Genomic DNA, 18,003 nt, shown 5'->3' on the forward strand with positions numbered 1-18,003 from the left:
GGGGCGCCTACGGACGCAGTCGCGCGATCTCGGCGTCGATACCGGCGGCCATCAGGGCGCGGGCGTGGTCCAGCGGCAGCCCGCCGCTGAGCCAGCGCACGCTCAGCCCCTCGAGTAGCGCGGTGAGCCGCTCGGCCGCGCCGGCCAGTGCCACCGCCGATCCCATCGGCTGGATCCGCCCGAGGATCTCGGCGATCTCCTGGACCCAGACCAGGGTGGCCCGGGCCAGGTCCTCGCGCAGGTCGGGCTCGAAGACCGCGCTGGCGCGCAGCTCGCCCCAGGCGGTGCTGTTCTCCCGCACCTCGGGGGTGTCCTGCAGCTCCAGCAGCAGGGACTGCTCCAACTCCTCGCGGGCGCTGAGGGGTTCGCTGCCCGCTTCCTGCTGCCTGGTGTAGCGCTCGGCGCGGTCGCTGATGAACTCCAGCGTCTGGCGGAGGATCCCGGTGCGGTCCTTGAAGTGGTAGTAGATCAGCGCGGTGGACACACCGGCCTCCGCGGCGAGTTCCTCCACGCGAAGACCGCGCACCCCCCGCCGTGCGATCACGCGCGCGGCGGCCTCCATGATTGCTGTTCTACGACCGGCCATGGTCCGATACCCTACGCGACCCCAGCTCGGCGTCGATGGCGCCTTCGAGCAGGTGCCGGGCGTGGTCCAGCGGCAGGGAGCCGCTGAGCCAGCGGACGCTGAGGCCCTCGATGAGGGCCGTCAGACGTTCGGCGGCGGCCGCGTGCGCCGGGGCCGTGCCCAGCGGATCGGCGCGGGCGAGCAGATCGGCGATCTCGTGGACCCAGGTGTGGGTGGCCCGGGCCAGGTCCTCGCGCAGGTCGGGCTCGAAGACCGCGCTGGCGCGCAGCTCTCCCCAGGCGGTGCTGTTCTCCCGCACCTCGGGGGTGTCCTGGAGTTCGAGCAGCAGGACCTGTTCCAGGTCGGCCCGGGCGTCGTCGGGGTAGGTCCCGGGGCTGCGCTCGGCGGTGTAGCGGTCGGCGCGGTCGCTGATGAACTCGAGCGTCTGGCGGAGGATCCCGGCGCGATCGGTGAAGTGGTAGTAGATCAGCGAGGTCGACACCCCCGCCTCTGCCGCCAGCTCGCTGACGCGCAGTCCGCGCACGCCCCGCCGCGCGATCACGCGGGTGGCTGCCTTGAGTATTTCCGTCCGACGATCCGACATGGTTGCTCACTCTACCTTGACTGAATTTTCAGTTCGGTGCAGGATGCGGGGCACATCACACCCCCCGTTCCCCACTTGCGAGTTCTGGATCGAACAGGAAGAGGTCGCCGTGAGTTTCCGTATGCCTGCCGAATGGACCGAGCACGACGGCTGCCTGATGGCCTGGCCCGTCCGGCCGGACCTGTGGGGCGAGACCCTCGACGAGGTCAAGCGCGAGTACGCCGCGGTCGCCCGTGCCATCGCGCAGTTCGAGCCGGTCACCATGGCGGTGCCGCCCGGGTACGGCGACGAGGCCCGCGAGAGGTGCGGCGACGGCGTCACGGTCGTCGAGCTGCCGATGGACGACTCCTGGCTCCGTGACTCCGCGCCGATCTTCGTCCTGGACGAGGACGGGCACCGCGCCGGTGTGGACTTCCGGTTCAACTCCTGGGGTCGCAAGCACCACCCGTGGGACGCCGACGACAAGCTGAGCGCGCTGCTGCTGGAGCACCTCGGTGTTCCGGTGATCCGCTCCGAGATGATCCTGGAAGGCGGTGCGATCACCGTCGACGGCGAAGGCACCCTGATCACCACCGAGCAGTGCCTGCTGCACCCCAACCGCAACCCGGGGATGAGCCGCGCGGAGATCGAGGACGAGCTGAAGGCCCGGCTCGGCGTCACCAAGGTCATCTGGCTTCCGTACGGCGGGCTGCTGGACACCGAGACGGACGGGCACGTGGACGGTGTCTGCGCCTTCGTCGCCCCCGGCCAGGTCGTCGTCCAGCTGCCGGCCGACCCCGAGCACCCCGACTACGTGCGGATGCGCGCCAACCGCGCCGTCCTGGAGCACTCGACCGACGCCCAGGGCCGTCCGTTCGAGATCATCGACCTCCCGCAGGCCGCCTGGGTCGAGGTCGCCGGCAGGCGGACCGAGGTCGGGTACCTGAACTTCTACCTCGCCAACGGCGGCGTCGTCGCCCCCGTCGCGAACCATCCCGAGGACGAGGGCGCCCTGGCCGTGCTCGCTCGCGCCTTCCCCGGCCGCAAGGTCGTGGGCGTGCGGACCCGTGTCATCGCCTACGGCGGGGGCGGCGTCCACTGCATCACCCAGCAGGTCCCGGCCGCCCGCGCGCGTGCCTGATCCTCCATCAGAGCCCGATCGTCCAGCAGACCCTGACCCCCACCAGAATCGGAGAGGAAGCGCCGATGCCCCCCACACCGCCGCGCCCGGGAAGACGCGGGAGGCACGCCAGCGGGATCACCCTGGCCGCCTCCGCCCTGAGTGCCTTCGCGCTGGTCGCCGCCTGCGCCGGCCCGCCGCAGCCGAGCGGCCCCGGCGGCCAGGACGCCTACACGCTGTCGGCGGACACCCCGGCCGCGAAGGGCCAGCTCGACTCCTTCAGCTGGGCCCTCTACGCCGAGCCGCCGACCCTGGACTACCTCCAGGCCTTCGACTACCCGCAGAACACCGTCCTGTCCAACATCTGCGAGAGCCTGATGCGCTGGACGCCCCAGCTCAAGGAGGAGCCCGGACTGGCGGAGCGGGCCACCAACCCCGACCCCACCACCTGGGTCTTCGACCTGCGCCCCGGCGTCAAGTTCCAGGACGGCACCGTGATGACCGCGGACGACGTGGTGTTCAGCCTGGACCGGCAGCGGAACCCGGACAACGGCGGCGCCTGGGCGAACGAGTTCCAGAACGTCGACACCATCGCCAGGACCGGACCGCTCCAGGTCACCATCAAGCTCAAGACCCCCGACTCCCAGTTCCCGCAGTACATGGCCACTGCCGCCGGCGTGGTCGCCAGTGCGCGGGGTGTGCAGGCGGCCGGCAAGGACTACGGCACCAGCGGCAGCCTCGACTGCACCGGCCCGTATCGGCTGGGCAGTTGGACCAAGGGCCAGTCGATCGAGCTGGACCGCTTCGACGACTACTGGGGCGCCAGGGCAAAGTCGAAGAAGGTCGTCTTCGAGTTCCTCACCGACCCGTCCGCCCGCACCAACGCCCTGCTCACCGGCGAGGCCGACGGCGGCTACCTCATCCCCACCGAGAGCTACGCCCGCCTGAAGAACAGCAGCGCCGGCACCCTCTACTTCGGCGAAAGCCTCAGCACCGTCAACGTCAACGTCACCAACACGCACGGCCCACTCGGCGACGTCCGGGTCCGCAAGGCGCTCTCGCTGGCCATCGACCGTGCCGGTTTCGTCAGCACCGGCCTCGGCGGCAACGGCACGGCGACCACCTCCCTCACCAGCAAGGCGGCCTGGGCCGCAGCGGACGCGGCGACCCAGCAGGCGGCCCTCGGAGGACTCCAGCCGACCGCGCAGGACATCGCGCAGGCGACCCAGCTGATCAAGGACGCCGGCGCGCGCGGCAAGACCCTCACCATGGCCACCAGCTCGATCGGCCAGGACGTCTCGCTGCTGGCCACGGCCGTGCAGTCGGCGGGCACCAGGATCGGGCTGGACATCCAGCTGAGGACGATCGCCCCGGACGCCTTCACCGCGCTGTTCACCGACCCGAAGGCGCGCGAGGGGATCGACATGTTCCCCGAGACGTACTACCTGTCCATCACCGACCCGATGGACCTGCTCACCAACTTCCAGACCGGCTCCTACCAGAACTACGCCGGCTACAGCGACAAGGCCTACGACGACCTCGTCAAGCAGGCCGTCGGTACGTACGACCCGGCCCAGCGCCTGGCCATCGAGGCCCGGTTGAACCAGCAGGCCGCCGACCAGGCGCTGTGGATCCCGGTCGCGCAGTGGCCGACCTCGCTGTTCATGAACAAGCGGATCACCGGCGCTCCGACCACGATCTCCTACATGTACTACCCGTGGGCAGCCGACGTGGGGGCGGCCAGGTGAGCTTCGCGAGATTCGCCGTCCGGCGGCTGCTGGAGATGGCCGCCACCCTGCTCGGCGCCTCCTTCGTGATCTTCGGTGCGATGTACCTGGCGCCGGGCGATCCGGCGAGCTTCCTGCTCTCCGGGCGGTCGGCCTCACCGGCCGCCCTGGCGGAGATCAACACCCAGTACCACCTCCAAGACCCCTTCTTCGTGCGGTACTTCCGTTGGCTCGGCCAGGTGCTGCACGGCGACTTCGGGCGCTCGATCGAGTACCGCACCGGCGTCTCGAAGCTGCTCGCCGACCGGCTGCCCAGCACCCTGCTGCTGGTCGCGATGGCACTCGTCCTGGTCGTCGTGGTCGGCCTGGCGCTGGGCTGGATCGGCGCGGTGCGCGGCGGGGCCACCGACTCGACGATCCTGGTCGCCACGACCGTCGCGGTCGGCACCCCGTCCTTCGTCGCCGCCATCCTGCTGCAAGGACTGTTCTCCGTCCGCCTCGGCTGGTTCCCCACCAGCGGCACCGGCCAGGGCTTCGGGGACATGATCCGGCACCTCATCCTGCCCGCGATCGCCCTCGCCCTGTACCTGATCGGCATGCTCGCCCGGGTCACCCGCGCCGCCATGCTCGAGCAACTGGACAGCGAACACGTCGCCGTGGCCCGCAGCCGCGGCGTCCCGGAGCGGCAGGTGATCTGGCGCCACGTGTTCCGCAACGCGTGCGGCACCGTGCTCACCACCGGCGGCCTGATCGTCTCCACCCTGATCATCTGCACCGTCCTGGTGGAGTCCGCGTTCAGCATCGGCGGAATCGGACAGCTCCTCGAACTCGCCACCACCACCAAGGACTTCCCCACCGTCCAGGCCATCTCGCTGTTCATCGTCGGGCTGTTCATGACCGTGAACCTCATCATCGACCTGCTCTTCCCGCTGGTCGATCCCACGGTCACCCTCGGAGCCCGGAGGTCCACCGCATGACCACCGTCCTCACCCGCCGGCCCGGCCTCGCCCGCCTCCGGGCCGCCCGGCAACCGCTCTACCTGGCCTGCCTCGGTTTCGTCGTGCTGGTCGTCCTCGCGGCGCTGCTCGCGCCGTGGCTCGCCCCGGGCGACCCGAACACGGTCGACCTCGGCAACGTGCTCGCCGGGCCGTCCGCCGACCACCTGCTCGGCGTCGACGCCGCAGGCCGCGACACCCTCTCCCGGCTGCTGCTCGGCGCCCGCACCTCGCTGATCGGCCCGCTCGGCGTCGTCGTCTTCGCCACCCTCGCCGGTGTCGCGGTCGGCGTCGCCGCGGGCTGGCGCGGCGGCTGGCTGGACTCCGTGCTCTCGCGGAGCACCGAACTCGTCTTCGCCTTCCCCGGCATGCTGCTCGCGATCCTCATCGTCACGGTCTACGGCGAGGGACTGCTCGCCCCCGTCCTCGCCCTCGCGATCGCCTACCTGCCCTACGTCTCCCGGCTGACCCGCTCCCTCGTCCTCGCCGAGCGTGAACGCCCTTACGTCGCCGCCTACCAGGTCCAGGGCCACTCCTCGCTGCAGATCTGCCTGCGGCACGTCATCCCCAACATCGCCCCCGTCGTCCTCGCCCAGTCCACCATCAACTTCGGCTACGCCCTCATCGACCTCGCGGGCCTGTCCTACCTCGGACTCGGTGTCCCCGCGCTGACCCCCGACTGGGGGCGGATGGTCTTCGACGGCCAGACCGCCATCCAACGCGGCTACCCGCTCTCCGCGCTCCTGCCCTGCCTGGTGATCGTGCTGACCGTCGTCGCCTTCAACGTCGTCGGCGAACGCTGGGCCGACCAGGTCGCCAGGAGGGACCGATGACCCGCACCCTGGACATCAGGAACCTCTGCCTGCGCCTTCCCGACACGGCCCGACCCGTCCTCGACGGCGTCGACCTCCACATCGCGGCCGGCGAAACCGTCGCCCTGGTCGGCGAATCCGGTTCCGGCAAGAGCCTGACCGCGCGAACCGTGCTCCGCCTCCTGCCGAAGGGCGCCGAGACCGAGGGTGCGGTCGAGGTCGCCGGCGAGAACGTCCTTGCTCTCGACCCGCAGCAACTGCGCGCGTTGCGCACGGGCAGGGTTGCGATGATCTTCCAGGACCCGCGGGCCGCGATCAACCCGCTGCGCCGCGTCGGCGACTTCCTCACCGAGAGTGTCCGCCTCACCGGCGCCATGAGCGAGCCGGACGCCACCCGCCGTGCCGCCGAACTCCTGACAGCCGTCGGGCTCGACGCCTCGGTCCTGCGCCGCCACCCCGGCCAGCTGTCCGGCGGCATGCTGCAACGCGTCATGATCGCCGCCGCCTTGATGGGCGACCCCGTCCTGCTCCTGGCCGACGAGCCCACCACCGCGCTCGACGTCACCAGCCAGGCGGAAGTGGTCGCACTGATCGGCGAGTTGAAGGAACGCTTCGACACCGGGCTGCTGTTCGTCACCCACGACCTCGGGCTCGCCGCCGCCATCAGTGACCGGGTCTACGTGATGTACGCCGGACGGATCGTGGAGACGGGCCCAGCCGCCACCCTGTTCACCGACCCCCGCCACCCCTACACCCTCGCCCTGCTCGCGGCCACCCCACGCCTTGCCGCCCCCGGTGGCCGGCTTGCCGCCATCGACGGCCAACCGCCGGATCTGCGGCACGAGTTGACCGGGTGCTCGTTCGCCCCGCGCTGCCGCTTCGCGACCCAGCTCTGCACCACACAGGCCCCGGAGCCGCACTCCGCGCCAGGCGCCCCCGGTCACCTGGCGGCGTGCCACCACAGCGACCGTCTCGAGGAGAGTGCTGCCGATGCCTGACACCGTGCTCGAAGTCACCGGCCTGCGGCGGACGTTCGGCACTGTCCGGGCGGTCGACGACGTCTCCTTCACGCTCGCCGAAGGCGGCTCGCTCGGGATCGTCGGCGAGTCGGGTTCCGGCAAGACCAGCACCGCCCGGATCATCGTCGGCCTGGAACGGGCCGACGCCGGACAGGTGCTGCTGCACGGATCCGACCGCACTGCCCGTGCCAGGGGCAAGGCCCGACGCCTGGCGCGGGCCCGCCAGATCCAGCTGGTCTTCCAGGACCCCTACCTCTCCCTCGACCCGCGCACCACCGTCGAGGCGGCGCTGCGCGAAGCCCTCCGCCTGCACTTCCCGGACATCGACCACGCCCGCCGGATCACCGAGCTCCTCGACCAGGTCGGTCTCGGCACCCGGGCCGCGAGTGCCCTGCCGCGCCGGCTCTCCGGCGGCCAGCGCCAACGCGTCGCCATCGCCCGCGCGCTGGCCGTCGAACCCGCGGTCATGGTCCTGGACGAGGCCGTCGCGGCGCTGGACGTCTCCGTGCAGGCGCAGGTCCTCAACCTGCTCGCCGACATCCGGGCACAGACCGGCATCGGCTACCTGTTCATCACCCACGACCTCGGCGTCGTCCGCTGCGTCACCGACGACGTCATCGTCATGCGCCACGGCAGGATCGTCGAGTCAGGGCCCACCGCCGAGGTCCTGGCCACGCCCCAACACCCCTATACCCGGCTGCTGCTGGACTCCGTGCCCCGACCGGGCTGGGACCCCCGGCAGCTGGCCGCCGCCAGGCGCGCACTCTCGCTCACCACCAACCGTGGTAACTCCACGGACAGTTGACTGGAGGTCAGCAATGAACGACACCCTTGAGCCCCGGCCGCGTGCCGGGGTCGGACGACGCGGATTCCTGACGGCCGCGGGCCTCGCCGCGGCCGGTGCCGCCGTCGCCGCCGCGACCGGCGGCCGGGCGGTGGCAGCCGCAGGCCAGCCGGCCCGCGCAACGGCCACGACGGGCCACTCCGTACCGCTGGACAGCGATCCCCACACCCGGACCTGGATGGCGTGGCCGGACAGCACCAGCATCTGGCGCAGGCAGCTCAGCGGCGTCCAGTCGAACATCGCGCTCGTCGCCAGGACCATCGCGAAGTACGAGCCGGTCACCATGTGTGCGAACCCGGCGAGCGTCGCCAAGGCCCGCTCCATGTGCGGCGCGGGCGTCACGGTCATCGGCTCGATCCCGGTCGACGACTGCTGGATGCGCGACACCGGCCCGATCTTCCGCACCGACGGAGCGGGCGGACTCGACGCCGTCGGCCTCAACTTCAACGGCTGGGGCGGCAAGCAGACCCACACCAACGACGCGCTGGTGGCCCAGCGCGTCGCGGCCTACCTCGGCATCCCCTTCACCGCCGCCGGTCTCGTCGGCGAGGGAGGCGCCATCGAGACCGACGCGGCCGGCACCCTGATGGCCACCCGGAGCAGCATCGTCAACACCAACCGCAACCCCACCCTGTCGCAGGCCCAGCTCGAAGCCGCCATGTGCGCGGCCTACGGCGCCTCCACGGTGATCTGGTTCCCCGGCATCTCGGGCCAGGACATCACCGACGACCACGTCGACGCCACCTCCCGCTTCCTCGGCGCCGGGACCGCCGCCGTCCAGATCCCGCTGCCCACCGACACCGACATCTGGTCCGACGACGAGCGCCGGCAGCTCCAGATCCTCTCCAGCTCCACCAACGCGCTGGGAGCCCCGATCGCGGTCAGCCAGATCCAGGGCCCCGACTACAACCTCATCCGCTCGACGAACCCCAACTTCGTCGGCTCCTACGCCAACTACTACCTCTGCAACGGCGCCGTGATCTCGGCCCAGTTCGGCGACACCAACGCCGACGCCGCCGCCGGCGCGACCCTGGCCCAGCTCTTCCCGGACCGCACGATCGAACAGCTCGACATCGACTACATCGGAGCGGGCGGCGGCGGCATCCACTGCGTCACCCAGCAACAACCCGTTCCGTAACGCGACGAGCGGGGCGGCCGGTGCTGCCGGCGAGGTGAGTCGGGTTGTCCGAGCGATCGGCGGGTGCGGACAGCACCCGCCGATCGCGAGACCCGTCGGCCCGCACTCCGGTGGGCCGACCGCCGTTCACGCGCGAGTCAGTTGTCGCCGGGCCGGTTGCCGCGCGGCAGCCGGTTCAGGTCGAACGACCAGATGCCGCGTCCGTGGGTGGCCGCGTAGAGGTCGCCGTCCGGGCCGATCCGCAGCTCCAGCACCGCCGTGGTCGGCAGGTCCTTGCCGAGCACCTTCCAGTCGGTGGCGCCGGGGGCGCGGTAGAAGGCGGCCAGGTCCGTGCCGAGCGCCAGGCCGCCGCCGGGCACGATCCGGATGCTGTCGGCCGGGACGTCGGGCAGGTTGGCCGAGATGTCGGTCCACGTGGCGCCGCCGTCACGCGACTCGAAGACGTGACCGATGCCCGCGCCGGGGCCCTCGGTCCAACTCCGGGAGAAGCCGCTGATGGTGACGTAGACGTGGCTCGCGTCGGCCGGGTCGACGTCGAAGCCGGAGATGTACCGGTTGGGGATGGTGCCGTCGACGGGCAGGTTCAGCTGGTGCCAGCCGGTGCCGTCCGCGTTGCCGGTCGCGATGCCGCGGGTGAAGCCCTGGTTGTTGCAGGGCCCGCACCAGCCGGCGTAGACGGTGCCGCCGGAGGCGACGACGGCGGTGGCCAGGTGGCCGGCGCCCAGGTCGTAGGCGCTGGTCCAGTCGCTGGTGCTGCGGATCGCGTAGCCCTTGTTCTGCACCCAGACGTGCTGGCCGCCGGCGACCCAGGTGTCGGGGTTCTTGGCGTCGGCGGCGATCGGGGCGATGAAGCGCGCGGCGCCGGTGGCCTTGTCGGGCGGGGCGACCTCGTACTCGGTGGCCTTGGTCGGGTCGGTGGTCCAGGCGCCGTTGTTGACGCCGCAGTCCTGGGTGACCCACATGTCCAGGTTGGTGTACTCCTGGGCGATGTTGCAGCCGTTGTTCGGGTCGACGATGGTGTCGCCGCCGTCGCCGCCGAAGTTGGATCCCATCACCTTGTCGCCGGCGCGCAGGACGGACTGGCCGTTGTCCTGCAGGCCGCCGCTGACGATGACGCCGTGGCCGGCCGGGTCCTTGCCGACGCCCACCGAGTAGTACTGCAGGGTGTCGATGGTGCCGTCGTTGAGCGAGGTCCAGTCGGTGGCGTGGCCGGAGGCGTCGACCGCGCCGTTCAGCGGGCGGCGGTAGATGCCGCCGTCGTTGCCGACGTAGACCGACGTCTTGCCGTGGTAGCTGCCGACCGCGACCGCGTGCTGGTCGGAGTGGGTGGTCTGGGAGCAGTCACCGGTCTGCTTGGTCGGGTCGATGCCCCAGCACGGGAAGCCGAAGTTCCAGTACGGGCCGGGGGTGTTCCAGCTGGTGCCGCCGTTGGTGGTCTCGAAGACCTCCTCCAGGCCGGCGTACAGATGGTCCGGGTTGTTCGGGTCGACCTGGAGGAACTGGTTGTACCAGGACTGGATACCGGGCTGGTAGCCGGCGCCCTGCAGCGCCGAGCCGGAGCCCATCAGCTTGTTCTTGTCCGCGATCAGCGTCCACGGACCCAGCGGTGAGCCGGACTTGGAGACGTAGATGCCCTGCAGACCGCTGTCCGGGTTGGTGTTCAGCAGGTTCGGCGACTCGTCGATCGCGTAGTAGCGCGAGCCGTCCGTGGAACGGGCGAAGGTCACGTTGCCGACGTCGGCCGCGTCGCTCGGCAGGTCGCCCAGCGAGCTGACGCGCTGCCAGCTGCCGTCCGGTGCCTTGCTGTAGAAGCCGTTGTAGGTGTCACCGCTGCGCCAGCCGACCGCGAGGACGACCTTGGAGGGGTCCTTGGGGTCGATCGCGATGTCATTGGCGATGTTCTTGTACGGCGCGCTCGGGTCCGAGGCCATCGAACCGCCGGGCAGGTAGTCCGGGTTCGGGGCGAACTCCAGCGTCCACGGGCCCGACAGCGTGGTGGTGGAGTGGCTCCAGACACCGCGACTGGTCGCCGCCCAGACCTTGTCACCGGCGAAGCGCAGCGCGTGGATGGTGGTGCTCTCCAACTCCGCACCGCCGACCCGGTCGCCGGGCTGGAACTCGCCGTGCTTGGGGTCGGACAGCACGTACACGCCGGTGCCGACGAAGGAGGTGGCGCCGGTGTTGGACTCGCCGGTGGCGTACCAGAGCCGCCCGCCACCGTCGAGGCCGAGCGCGCCGGTGGAGAGCGAGGGCAGCTTGTTCGAGATGGGCTGCCACTGGCCGCCGCCGGTGCGCGAGCGGAACACGCCGCCGTTGGCGCCGCCCGCGTAGACGTAGCCGTCGTCGTCGGCGGCTATGCCGGTGATCCGGCCGGTGACGTCGCCGGCGCCGCCGCTCGAGTTGGAGTTGACGTCGCGGTAGCGCGGATCGTCCGAGTTGTACGGCTTGTTGGTGACCTGGTCCCAGGAACCGGAGGTGTGGTCCAGGGACTGCAGCTGGGACCACGCGGCGCCGTACGCGCCGGGCGCCACGACGCCGGGCGCGGTGCGGGCCTCGGTGTACTGGGCGGTCGACTCGGCCGAGTTGAAGGCGTCGTCGTCCCCGCCGTCGCCGCCCGGTGTCGCCGCGTTCGCGGTGGCGAGGGAGTTGGCGTGATGACCGGACGCGGCCTGCTGGGCGTGCGCTGCGCCGACCGCTGCCAGGTGGCGGACGTTCCACGGCACGGCGCTGTTCGCGGGTGCCGCGGCGGCCTGGGTGACGGCGAGTCCGAGAGCGGTGAATGTGACGGCGCAGATCATGAGCCGTCGTTGATGCCTGATGGGCACCTGGTGCTCCTCCCCATGTACTGCCGGGCGCGCGCGGTGTCGGACGCCTCGGCGAAGCATCAAGCAGCCTCCCGGGTGCGGCTGTTGGAGGGGAAGGGAAGATCAGGTTGCGAAACCATAAAGATCACCACCCGGCCGGGGCCTCGTCCAAGGCGCCCGCCGGTCCACGGCGGCGTCACGGCGAGCTACGAGGTCGCGGCCGAGTGGGACGGTGCGGCGGTGCCACGATGCACCGGGTCGACCGGGTTCTCGACGCCCCCGGACCCGGGGGCGGTCGCGGTGGGTGCCGTGGTCGTGGGTCTCGTGGTCGTGGGGGAGAACGTGTGCTCGGGGGCGGACGGTGTGACCGGAGTTCGGGGCGGGCTCGTCGGGGTGGCCGCCCTGGTCGCCCCCGCCGACGACGGTGACGGCGACGTGCTCGCAGTAGCAGGCGCCGACGACCGACCCCCACCGCTGGAACCGCAGGCCGACAGCGACGCGATGATCGCCGCGCCGGCGATGAGGGCCTGCGCCCGCCTCTTCATCTGACGACTCTCCGAGTTCCGTCCGGGCCGCCCGATCCGGGCATCGGCGACTTGGACGATACGGGCCGGGGGTTGGTTCCCGCATCCCGCGACGGTGGTCGTGGGGTGCGGAGGAAGCTCGCAAACCACCCTCGCGCACCGGGAGTTGTCGGGCCGCCAAGCAGCCGGATCCCGCCCGAATCGACGGGGAGCGGGGGAGGTCTGCTGCTGCGGCGATCGCTGGGGCCCGCCGGTCAAGGTTTGGTAATGATTGTCATCTCGGGGTCGCTGTCGGTAGAGATGAAAACCATTTCTATCTAGGGTGAGGGTCGTCCACCGGAACTGGGCCCCGCCGCGTCCGCGGCCGGGTCCGCATGCGAGGAGTAGCCCGTCATGAGCGCCGCCCTGTCCAGCAAGGTCCGCCGTCAGCCGCTCAGATTCCTGCTCGGCGCGGCCGCCGTCGCGGCGCTCGCGGCCACCAGTGCTTGCTCCACCACGTCGAAGGCCGCCTCGGGCGGATCCTCGGCCGGCGGCTCGAAGGTGATCCAGGTGGTGGCGGCGGAGAACTTCTGGGGCAGCATCGCCACCCAACTCGGTGGCTCGCACGTGAAGGTGTCGAGCATCATCACCAACCCGGACACCGACCCGCACTCCTACGAGCCGACCGCCGCCGACGGCCGCACGATCGCGGGCGCCGACTACGCGATCACCAACGGGATCGGCTATGACGCGTGGTCGGACAAGCTGCTGGCCGCGAACCCGGCGCCGAACCGGACCGCGTTGAAGGTCGGCGACCTGGTGGGGAAGAAGGAGGGCGACAACCCGCACCAGTGGTACTCGCACGACAGCGTGTACAAGGTGATCGACCAGATCACCGCCGACTACAAGAAGATGGACCCGGCCGACGCGGCGTACTTCGACTCCCAGAAGCAGTCCTTCGAGACGCAGACGCTGGCGCAGTACAACCAGTTGGAGTCGGACATCAAGGCGAAGTACGCGGACACCCCGATCGGCGCCTCCGAGTCGATCGTGACGCCGCTGGCCGAGAGCGTCGGCCTGAAGATGCTCACCCCCGAGACCTTCCTGGACGCGGAGAGCGAGGGCACCGACCCGACCGCGGCCGACAAGTCGACCATCGACCAGCAGATCGCGACCAAGGCGATCAAGATCTACGTGTACAACACCCAGAACTCCAACCCCGATGTCGTGGCCCAGGTCAACGCGGCCAAGGCGCAGGGCATCCCGGTGGCCGAGGTCACCGAGACCCTCGCGCCGGCCAGCAGCACCTTCCAGGACTGGCAGACCAAGGAGTTGCAGGGCATCGCGGACGCACTGAAGCAGGCGACGGGCAAGTGAGCATCCACCCGACCGAAGCGGTCCGAACGCACCTGGAGCACGCCGGAACCGGCGAGCAGCCGGTGCTGTCGTTGCGTGGCGCGGCCGTGCGGGTGGGCGGGCGGACCCTGTGGTCGGGTGTGGATCTGACCGTGGGGGCAGGGGAGTTCACCGCCGTCCTCGGCCCCAACGGGGTCGGCAAGTCCACGCTGGTGAAGGTGCTGCTGGGGGTGCTGCCGGCGGCGGCCGGCGAGGTGCGGGTGCTGCTGCGGCAGCGCCCGCCGTCTTGACATTCCTTTAACTCCCGCTTGGCACAACCTCCCTGACGCTGCGTTAAAGTCGTGCGATGGCCATCGCATTGCGCGGTGACAAGGGGGAACGATGTCGGATTTCACAGTTGACGTGAACGCGCTTGCCCAGCTGTCGAAGGACTTGCAGGGTTGCGCCGACGAGCTCGACCACGGGCTGAAAGCCCTGCACGACGCAGGCGCCGCCGGGCTCGGGTTCGACTTCCTGGACGGCTCGTGCAAGCACTTCCAGGACAAGTGGGAGTACGGCCTCAAGAAGGTCCAGGAGTGCGTCAAGACGCTGCACGAAGGGCTGGACCAGGCGCAGCAGAACTACGCGCAGACCGAGCAGGGCCTGGCCACCGAATTCGGGGCGGGCACCTCGTGAGCGAGCAGCGGAGCTGGGCCGGCCTGGGCTTCAACCCGGCGCCCGGCGACCAGGGCGTGGTGACCGGACTCAGCAGCAACCTGCGCCAGGTGGCCGGCCACCTGGTCTCCGTGCACGCCACCTTGACCAGGATCGCGGCAGGGCAGGACGAGTGGACCGGGCAGGCGGCCCAGGCGTTCGGGGGCCACCTCGGCAAGCTGCCCGGCTACCTCCAGGACGCGTCCGACTCCATCACCGAGGCGTACCAGGAACTCGACAAGTGGTACCAGTCGCTGGCGGCGAACCAGCCGCGCGCGGCCTCGCTGGACGACCAGGCGGCGGCCGCCCGCAGCACACTGGCCGAGGCCGAGACGGAGCATCAGGGCGCGGCGGCCGCGCCCGACCTGCAACTCGCCGGTCAGCGGTTCCCGGACCAGGCCTCGCAGACCGCCGCCCAGAATCGGTACAACGCCGCCAAGGCGCAGCTCGACGCCGCCTCGGCGAAGATCCAGAGCGCCTCCGAGACCGTCGACTACTACGTCGGGCAGGGTCACGACCTGGGCGGCGCACACGAGGCGGACGCCCGGAACGCGGCCGCCCGCATCAGGTCGGCGGCCGACAGCAAGGCCCCGCCGGAGCCCGGGCTGTTCCAGCGGATCGGGCACTGGCTCAACCAGCACGGAGCCGACCTGCTGAGCGTGGCCGCCGCGCTGACCGGAGTGGTGGCGATCTTCTGCCCGGCGCTCGCCATCGTCGCGATCGGGCTCAGCGTGCTCGCGGCCGGTGCGCACGCCCGTCAGTACGGACTGAGCGGGCTGTGGCCCCCGAACGCCAAGAACATCGGCAATGACCTCACCCTCGCCGGCGACCTGCTCGGCGCGGTGCCCGGGGTCGGCATTGCGGTGAAGGGGTCGCGGGTGGGCCTGAAGGCCGCGGAGGGTGCGCGGGCGGCGGACGGTCTGCTGGGCGCGGCCAAGGTCGGGCTCAAGACCGGAGCCAAGGAGGCCAACGCGCTGGCCCGTGGCATCGACCCGGCGACCCCGTTGCTCAGCAAGCCCGCCGAGTGGGCCGCGGTGAAGATGGGCGTCGCCCCGGAGAAGGCATGGGACATCGCCGACCGCGTGCAGGCGGGCATCACCACCGGGCTGACCGTGCCGACCATCTACTCGCTCGGCGTGGACAACCAGGGCCCGGGCCTGGCCAACGGCGTCAACTACACCACCGGCGCGGGCAACGCGATCGGCGGCATCGGCAGTGCCTCCGGGATCAAGACGAAGCGGGTCCAGGGCACCGTCGGCACGCTGCTGACCCTCGGCAACCTGGTGGGCATCGGCGTCTGGATGGGCCGGTGAACGCCGGCCCCGCGCCGACGCTCTGGTTCGAGGCACCGATCGGCTTCACCGAACTGCCGCTGGACGCCGACCCGGCGGAGCGGACCACCCAGGTGCTGGAGGGGCTGGACGCCTTCTACCCGCAGGCCACGGCCGAGCAGAAACTCAGCGCCGCGCTGAGCGGCGAGGCCGGGCTGCGGGAGCAGTTGGCGCAGGGCCTGGTCTACGGGGCGAGTTGCCGCTACCACGCCGAGGACGGCCGGGCGATCCACGGCCTGTTCCAGCTCTACGTGCGTGCCGAGGCGGTCGGCGAGCCGCTCACCTTCGCCCAGCGCAACGCCGGTCCACTGGCCGCCGCCCGCCCGCAGGCCGAGGTCGGAGTGCTCGGCCTGCCCTGCGGTCGGGCGCTGGTGACCACCGAGGACAGCGTGGTGCCGGTGCCCGGCCGGACCTTCGGCATCGCCGAGGACGGCACGGCGACGGTGCGTCAGATCCAGGCGCTGCTCGCCCACCCGGGCGCGCGGCACCTGGTCGCGGCGGTCTTCAGCACCGAGGATCTCGGGTACTGGGAGGAGTGGCTGCCGCTCGTCGCGGCGGCACTGAGCGGGCTCTCGTTCTACCCGCCGCAGGAGCAGGCGGTCGGCGGCGGTGTGAGCGACCGGATCCGGGAGGCCTTCGGGTGAGCACGCAGACGGTGGCCGAGACCGCAGCGGTGCCGCGCCGGGCGGTGCGCAGCGGATGGCTGACGGTCCTCTACACCGCCGGGGCGGGGCTGCTCTCGCTCGGCGGCCTGTTCGGGCTGATCCTCGGCGAGGTGTACCTGAACGCCTGGGCGCTGACCGGCCTGGCGTTCTGCTACGCGCTGGTGACCGCCGTCGTCTTCCTCTTCGTGGCCGGCATCGACATCGGCTGCCAGGCGGCGGTCGCGGTGTGGGTGCTGGCCGGCCTCGCCTGGCTCCCCGGGGCCTCCGCCGCCGTGCAACTCCCGCTCGTCCTGCACGGCCGCACCACCGACGCCGTGGTGGTCTCCGTGGAGCACACCGTGGTCGACCGGGACCAGCGTTGGTACTCCACACTGCGCCGTCCCGACGGCGCTCCGGTCCCGGGCCCGCGCCTGCTGGACCGCGACAACCGGTTGCACCCGGGTGACACCGTCCGCGTGGTCTTCGACCCGGACGGGGTGGTCGGCCCCCGCCGCCCCGGCGACATCCACCCGGCCAGGGACGCCGGCTGGTCGATCGGCTTCGCCGCGCTACTGCTGGGCGCGGTGGGGTGGGCCGGCTGGTACGGGCACCGCGAACGGGAACACCCCCGTCGAACTACAGCTCCAGGCCCAGCCGGAAGGCCTGGTAGGGGATACGACGCTCCCACGGCTCCCAGTGAGCCGTCCGCTCCGGCGTGATCATGTGTCCGATCGGGCCCGCGATGCACAGCCCGCCGAGGTCCTCCTGCCGCACGGCGGCGCGGATCACCAGATCGGCGAGCTGTTGGCCGTTGCCGGTGACGTCGACATCCCACGTACCGGCGCTCAGGCCGTCCCGGACTGCCTGCACGGCCGCGGGCGTCCCGTTGCGGGACACCATGGCCACTTCGCCCAGCCGTCCGGTCTCCCTGAGGGCCGCGACGGCGCCCAGCATGGTCTCGTCGTTGTACGGGATGAGTCCGTCGAGTCGGGGGAAGTCGGCCAGCACGTTGAGTGCCTTCTGCCGGCCGCCCTCGGCCACGTCGGTGACGTTCTTGTACCGGGCGTCCTCGGGATCGTTCACCAGGTGCAGGCCCGCCAGGCGCAGTCCGCGCTGGAGGCCCAGGACCAACTCGTCGTCGTCCACGGAGCCGGGGCCGCCGATCATGGCTACGTCCGCTCCGGTCGGCAGCAGGGTGGCGAGATGCTCGGCCATGTAGACGCCGTGGTTGAAGTTGGGATAGACGATGGACGCGGAAACGGGATAGTGCGGGCGCTCCAAGGTGATGACGGGGATGCCCTGCCGCATCGCGGCCGCCGCCCCCACTGCTGCGGAGTCGGGGGTGACCACCCAGACCACCATCGCGTCCACCCCCGCGTCGACCCCGGCCAGCATCGCGGCGTCGGCTGTGCCCGGCCAGTCCTTGTCGCGGAAGTCGGCGCAGATCACCCGCAGTTCGATGCCGTGCTCGGCGAGCCGGCTCTGCAGACCCTGGCCGACCGCGTCGACGGCCGGGTTCGCGCCGTACTCCATCGGACTGACGTACAGGACGCGCATGGTGGTCGATCTCCCTGGTCTCGGACCGGTGACGGTGAGTCATGCTCTGTGCCCGCGCGAGGTTCCCGGCGCGCCTGGTTCCGGCGTGCCTGGTCCCGGTGCGCCTGGTCCTGGTGCGCCTGGGTCCCGCCGCGCCGCCGCGCCGGGACTCACCAGCGCGGCGGCTTTGCGTTGGACCTACTCCTCGTGCGTCCGGTAGGAGACGCTCTGCAGGACCTCCTGGGTGATCTGCGCGAGCGGCGCGGTGGCCGCGTCCTCGGTGAGCAGTTCCTCGGCGCTGGGCAGGGCTGAGGGGTCGATGTCGGTGAACAT

General features: G+C 71.1%; 19 protein-coding genes. 14 read left to right on the forward strand and 5 right to left on the reverse strand.

Going from position 1 to position 18,003, the window contains the following annotated elements; genetic code table 11:
* Positions 1 to 7 precede the first annotated feature (7 nt).
* A complete protein-coding gene (locus tag P3T41_RS25940; protein ID WP_280692831.1) occupies positions 8 to 586 on the reverse strand; it encodes a TetR/AcrR family transcriptional regulator in 579 nt (192 codons plus the stop codon).
* Entirely contained in the window at positions 573 to 1,169 is a 597-nt protein-coding gene (locus P3T41_RS25945) for a TetR/AcrR family transcriptional regulator (RefSeq protein WP_280692834.1), read from the reverse strand. Before P3T41_RS25945 ends, P3T41_RS25940 begins: the two co-directional genes overlap by 14 nt.
* 121 nt (positions 1,170 to 1,290) lie before the next feature.
* Here P3T41_RS25945 and P3T41_RS25950 point away from each other — a divergent pair, with 121 nt between their 5' ends.
* The 7 genes from P3T41_RS25950 (at position 1,291) to P3T41_RS25980 (ending at position 8,803) form a co-directional block, all read left to right on the forward strand.
* Positions 1,291 to 2,289: an agmatine deiminase family protein gene (locus P3T41_RS25950; protein ID WP_280692836.1), complete on the forward strand. Its 999-nt coding sequence runs from the start codon at positions 1,291 to 1,293 to the stop codon at positions 2,287 to 2,289.
* A 65-nt stretch (positions 2,290 to 2,354) separates the two neighbouring features.
* Complete coding sequence (locus tag P3T41_RS25955; protein WP_280692838.1) at positions 2,355 to 4,016, forward strand: ABC transporter substrate-binding protein; 1,662 nt, start codon at positions 2,355 to 2,357, stop codon at positions 4,014 to 4,016.
* The gene (locus P3T41_RS25960; protein ID WP_280692840.1) at positions 4,013 to 4,972 is read left to right on the forward strand and encodes an ABC transporter permease; all 960 of its coding nucleotides are present in this window, start codon (positions 4,013 to 4,015) and stop codon (positions 4,970 to 4,972) included. Before P3T41_RS25955 ends, P3T41_RS25960 begins: the two co-directional genes overlap by 4 nt.
* A complete protein-coding gene (locus P3T41_RS25965; RefSeq protein ID WP_280692842.1) occupies positions 4,969 to 5,823 on the forward strand; it encodes an ABC transporter permease in 855 nt (284 codons plus the stop codon). The genes P3T41_RS25960 and P3T41_RS25965 overlap by 4 nt, the downstream gene beginning before the upstream one ends.
* Positions 5,820 to 6,800 (forward strand): ABC transporter ATP-binding protein, encoded by a 981-nt coding sequence (locus P3T41_RS25970; protein WP_280692844.1) that lies wholly within the window; start codon positions 5,820 to 5,822, stop codon positions 6,798 to 6,800. The genes P3T41_RS25965 and P3T41_RS25970 overlap by 4 nt, the downstream gene beginning before the upstream one ends.
* Complete coding sequence (locus P3T41_RS25975; RefSeq protein WP_280692846.1) at positions 6,793 to 7,626, forward strand: ABC transporter ATP-binding protein; 834 nt, start codon at positions 6,793 to 6,795, stop codon at positions 7,624 to 7,626. Before P3T41_RS25970 ends, P3T41_RS25975 begins: the two co-directional genes overlap by 8 nt.
* 13 nt (positions 7,627 to 7,639) lie before the next feature.
* Positions 7,640 to 8,803: an agmatine deiminase family protein gene (locus tag P3T41_RS25980; protein WP_280692848.1), complete on the forward strand. Its 1,164-nt coding sequence runs from the start codon at positions 7,640 to 7,642 to the stop codon at positions 8,801 to 8,803.
* Positions 8,804 to 8,940: 137 nt separating this feature from the next.
* On the opposite strand, the gene P3T41_RS25985 is transcribed toward P3T41_RS25980, so the two are convergent.
* Entirely contained in the window at positions 8,941 to 11,601 is a 2,661-nt protein-coding gene (locus P3T41_RS25985; RefSeq protein ID WP_280692956.1) for a glycosyl hydrolase, read from the reverse strand.
* Between the two features lie 246 nt (positions 11,602 to 11,847).
* On the opposite strand from P3T41_RS25985, the gene P3T41_RS25990 reads away from it, so the two are divergent.
* From P3T41_RS25990 to P3T41_RS26020, 7 genes are all read left to right on the forward strand, one after another.
* Entirely contained in the window at positions 11,848 to 12,156 is a 309-nt protein-coding gene (locus P3T41_RS25990) for a hypothetical protein (protein WP_280692850.1), read from the forward strand.
* A gap of 368 nt (positions 12,157 to 12,524) precedes the next feature.
* The gene (locus tag P3T41_RS25995) at positions 12,525 to 13,487 is read left to right on the forward strand and encodes a zinc ABC transporter substrate-binding protein (RefSeq protein ID WP_280692852.1); all 963 of its coding nucleotides are present in this window, start codon (positions 12,525 to 12,527) and stop codon (positions 13,485 to 13,487) included.
* Positions 13,484 to 13,756, forward strand: coding sequence for an ATP-binding cassette domain-containing protein (locus P3T41_RS26000; RefSeq protein WP_280692854.1), 273 nt, complete (start codon positions 13,484 to 13,486; stop codon positions 13,754 to 13,756). Before P3T41_RS25995 ends, P3T41_RS26000 begins: the two co-directional genes overlap by 4 nt.
* Before the next feature lie 91 nt (positions 13,757 to 13,847).
* The gene (locus P3T41_RS26005) at positions 13,848 to 14,141 is read left to right on the forward strand and encodes a hypothetical protein (protein ID WP_280692855.1); all 294 of its coding nucleotides are present in this window, start codon (positions 13,848 to 13,850) and stop codon (positions 14,139 to 14,141) included.
* Positions 14,138 to 15,472 (forward strand): hypothetical protein, encoded by a 1,335-nt coding sequence (locus P3T41_RS26010; protein WP_280692857.1) that lies wholly within the window; start codon positions 14,138 to 14,140, stop codon positions 15,470 to 15,472. Before P3T41_RS26005 ends, P3T41_RS26010 begins: the two co-directional genes overlap by 4 nt.
* Positions 15,469 to 16,134, forward strand: a complete 666-nt coding sequence (locus tag P3T41_RS26015; protein WP_280692859.1) for a hypothetical protein — start codon at positions 15,469 to 15,471, stop codon at positions 16,132 to 16,134. The genes P3T41_RS26010 and P3T41_RS26015 overlap by 4 nt, the downstream gene beginning before the upstream one ends.
* A complete protein-coding gene (locus P3T41_RS26020) occupies positions 16,131 to 16,853 on the forward strand; it encodes a hypothetical protein (RefSeq protein WP_280692861.1) in 723 nt (240 codons plus the stop codon). The genes P3T41_RS26015 and P3T41_RS26020 overlap by 4 nt, the downstream gene beginning before the upstream one ends.
* Here the strand turns inward: P3T41_RS26020 and P3T41_RS26025 are convergent.
* Both P3T41_RS26025 and P3T41_RS26030 read right to left on the reverse strand, forming a co-directional pair.
* Positions 16,771 to 17,691, reverse strand: a complete 921-nt coding sequence (locus P3T41_RS26025; RefSeq protein WP_280692862.1) for a substrate-binding domain-containing protein — start codon at positions 17,689 to 17,691, stop codon at positions 16,771 to 16,773. The genes P3T41_RS26020 and P3T41_RS26025 overlap by 83 nt on opposite strands.
* A 177-nt stretch (positions 17,692 to 17,868) precedes the next feature.
* Complete coding sequence (locus P3T41_RS26030) at positions 17,869 to 18,003, reverse strand: hypothetical protein (protein WP_280692864.1); 135 nt, start codon at positions 18,001 to 18,003, stop codon at positions 17,869 to 17,871.

This window comes from Kitasatospora sp. GAS204B, assembly GCF_029892155.1.
Classification (GTDB): Bacteria; Actinomycetota; Actinomycetes; order Streptomycetales; family Streptomycetaceae; genus Kitasatospora.

Excerpts from the sequence above, each read along its gene's own strand:
- P3T41_RS25985 (WP_280692956.1), bottom strand. The coding sequence starts at position 11,601 with ATGATCTGCGCCGTCACATTCACCGCTCTCGGACTCGCCGTCACCCAG.
- P3T41_RS25965 (WP_280692842.1), top strand. The coding sequence starts at position 4,969 with ATGACCACCGTCCTCACCCGCCGGCCCGGCCTCGCCCGCCTCCGGGCC.
- P3T41_RS26030 (WP_280692864.1), bottom strand. The coding sequence starts at position 18,003 with ATGTTCACCGACATCGACCCCTCAGCCCTGCCCAGCGCCGAGGAACTG.
- P3T41_RS25975 (WP_280692846.1), top strand. The coding sequence starts at position 6,793 with ATGCCTGACACCGTGCTCGAAGTCACCGGCCTGCGGCGGACGTTCGGC.
- P3T41_RS25995 (WP_280692852.1), top strand. The coding sequence starts at position 12,525 with ATGAGCGCCGCCCTGTCCAGCAAGGTCCGCCGTCAGCCGCTCAGATTC.
- P3T41_RS25955 (WP_280692838.1), top strand. The coding sequence starts at position 2,355 with ATGCCCCCCACACCGCCGCGCCCGGGAAGACGCGGGAGGCACGCCAGC.
- P3T41_RS25945 (WP_280692834.1), bottom strand. The coding sequence starts at position 1,169 with ATGTCGGATCGTCGGACGGAAATACTCAAGGCAGCCACCCGCGTGATC.
- P3T41_RS25980 (WP_280692848.1), top strand. The coding sequence starts at position 7,640 with ATGAACGACACCCTTGAGCCCCGGCCGCGTGCCGGGGTCGGACGACGC.
- P3T41_RS25970 (WP_280692844.1), top strand. The coding sequence starts at position 5,820 with ATGACCCGCACCCTGGACATCAGGAACCTCTGCCTGCGCCTTCCCGAC.
- P3T41_RS25950 (WP_280692836.1), top strand. The coding sequence starts at position 1,291 with ATGCCTGCCGAATGGACCGAGCACGACGGCTGCCTGATGGCCTGGCCC.
- P3T41_RS25940 (WP_280692831.1), bottom strand. The coding sequence starts at position 586 with ATGGCCGGTCGTAGAACAGCAATCATGGAGGCCGCCGCGCGCGTGATC.
- P3T41_RS26025 (WP_280692862.1), bottom strand. The coding sequence starts at position 17,691 with ATGCGCGTCCTGTACGTCAGTCCGATGGAGTACGGCGCGAACCCGGCC.
- P3T41_RS26005 (WP_280692855.1), top strand. The coding sequence starts at position 13,848 with ATGTCGGATTTCACAGTTGACGTGAACGCGCTTGCCCAGCTGTCGAAG.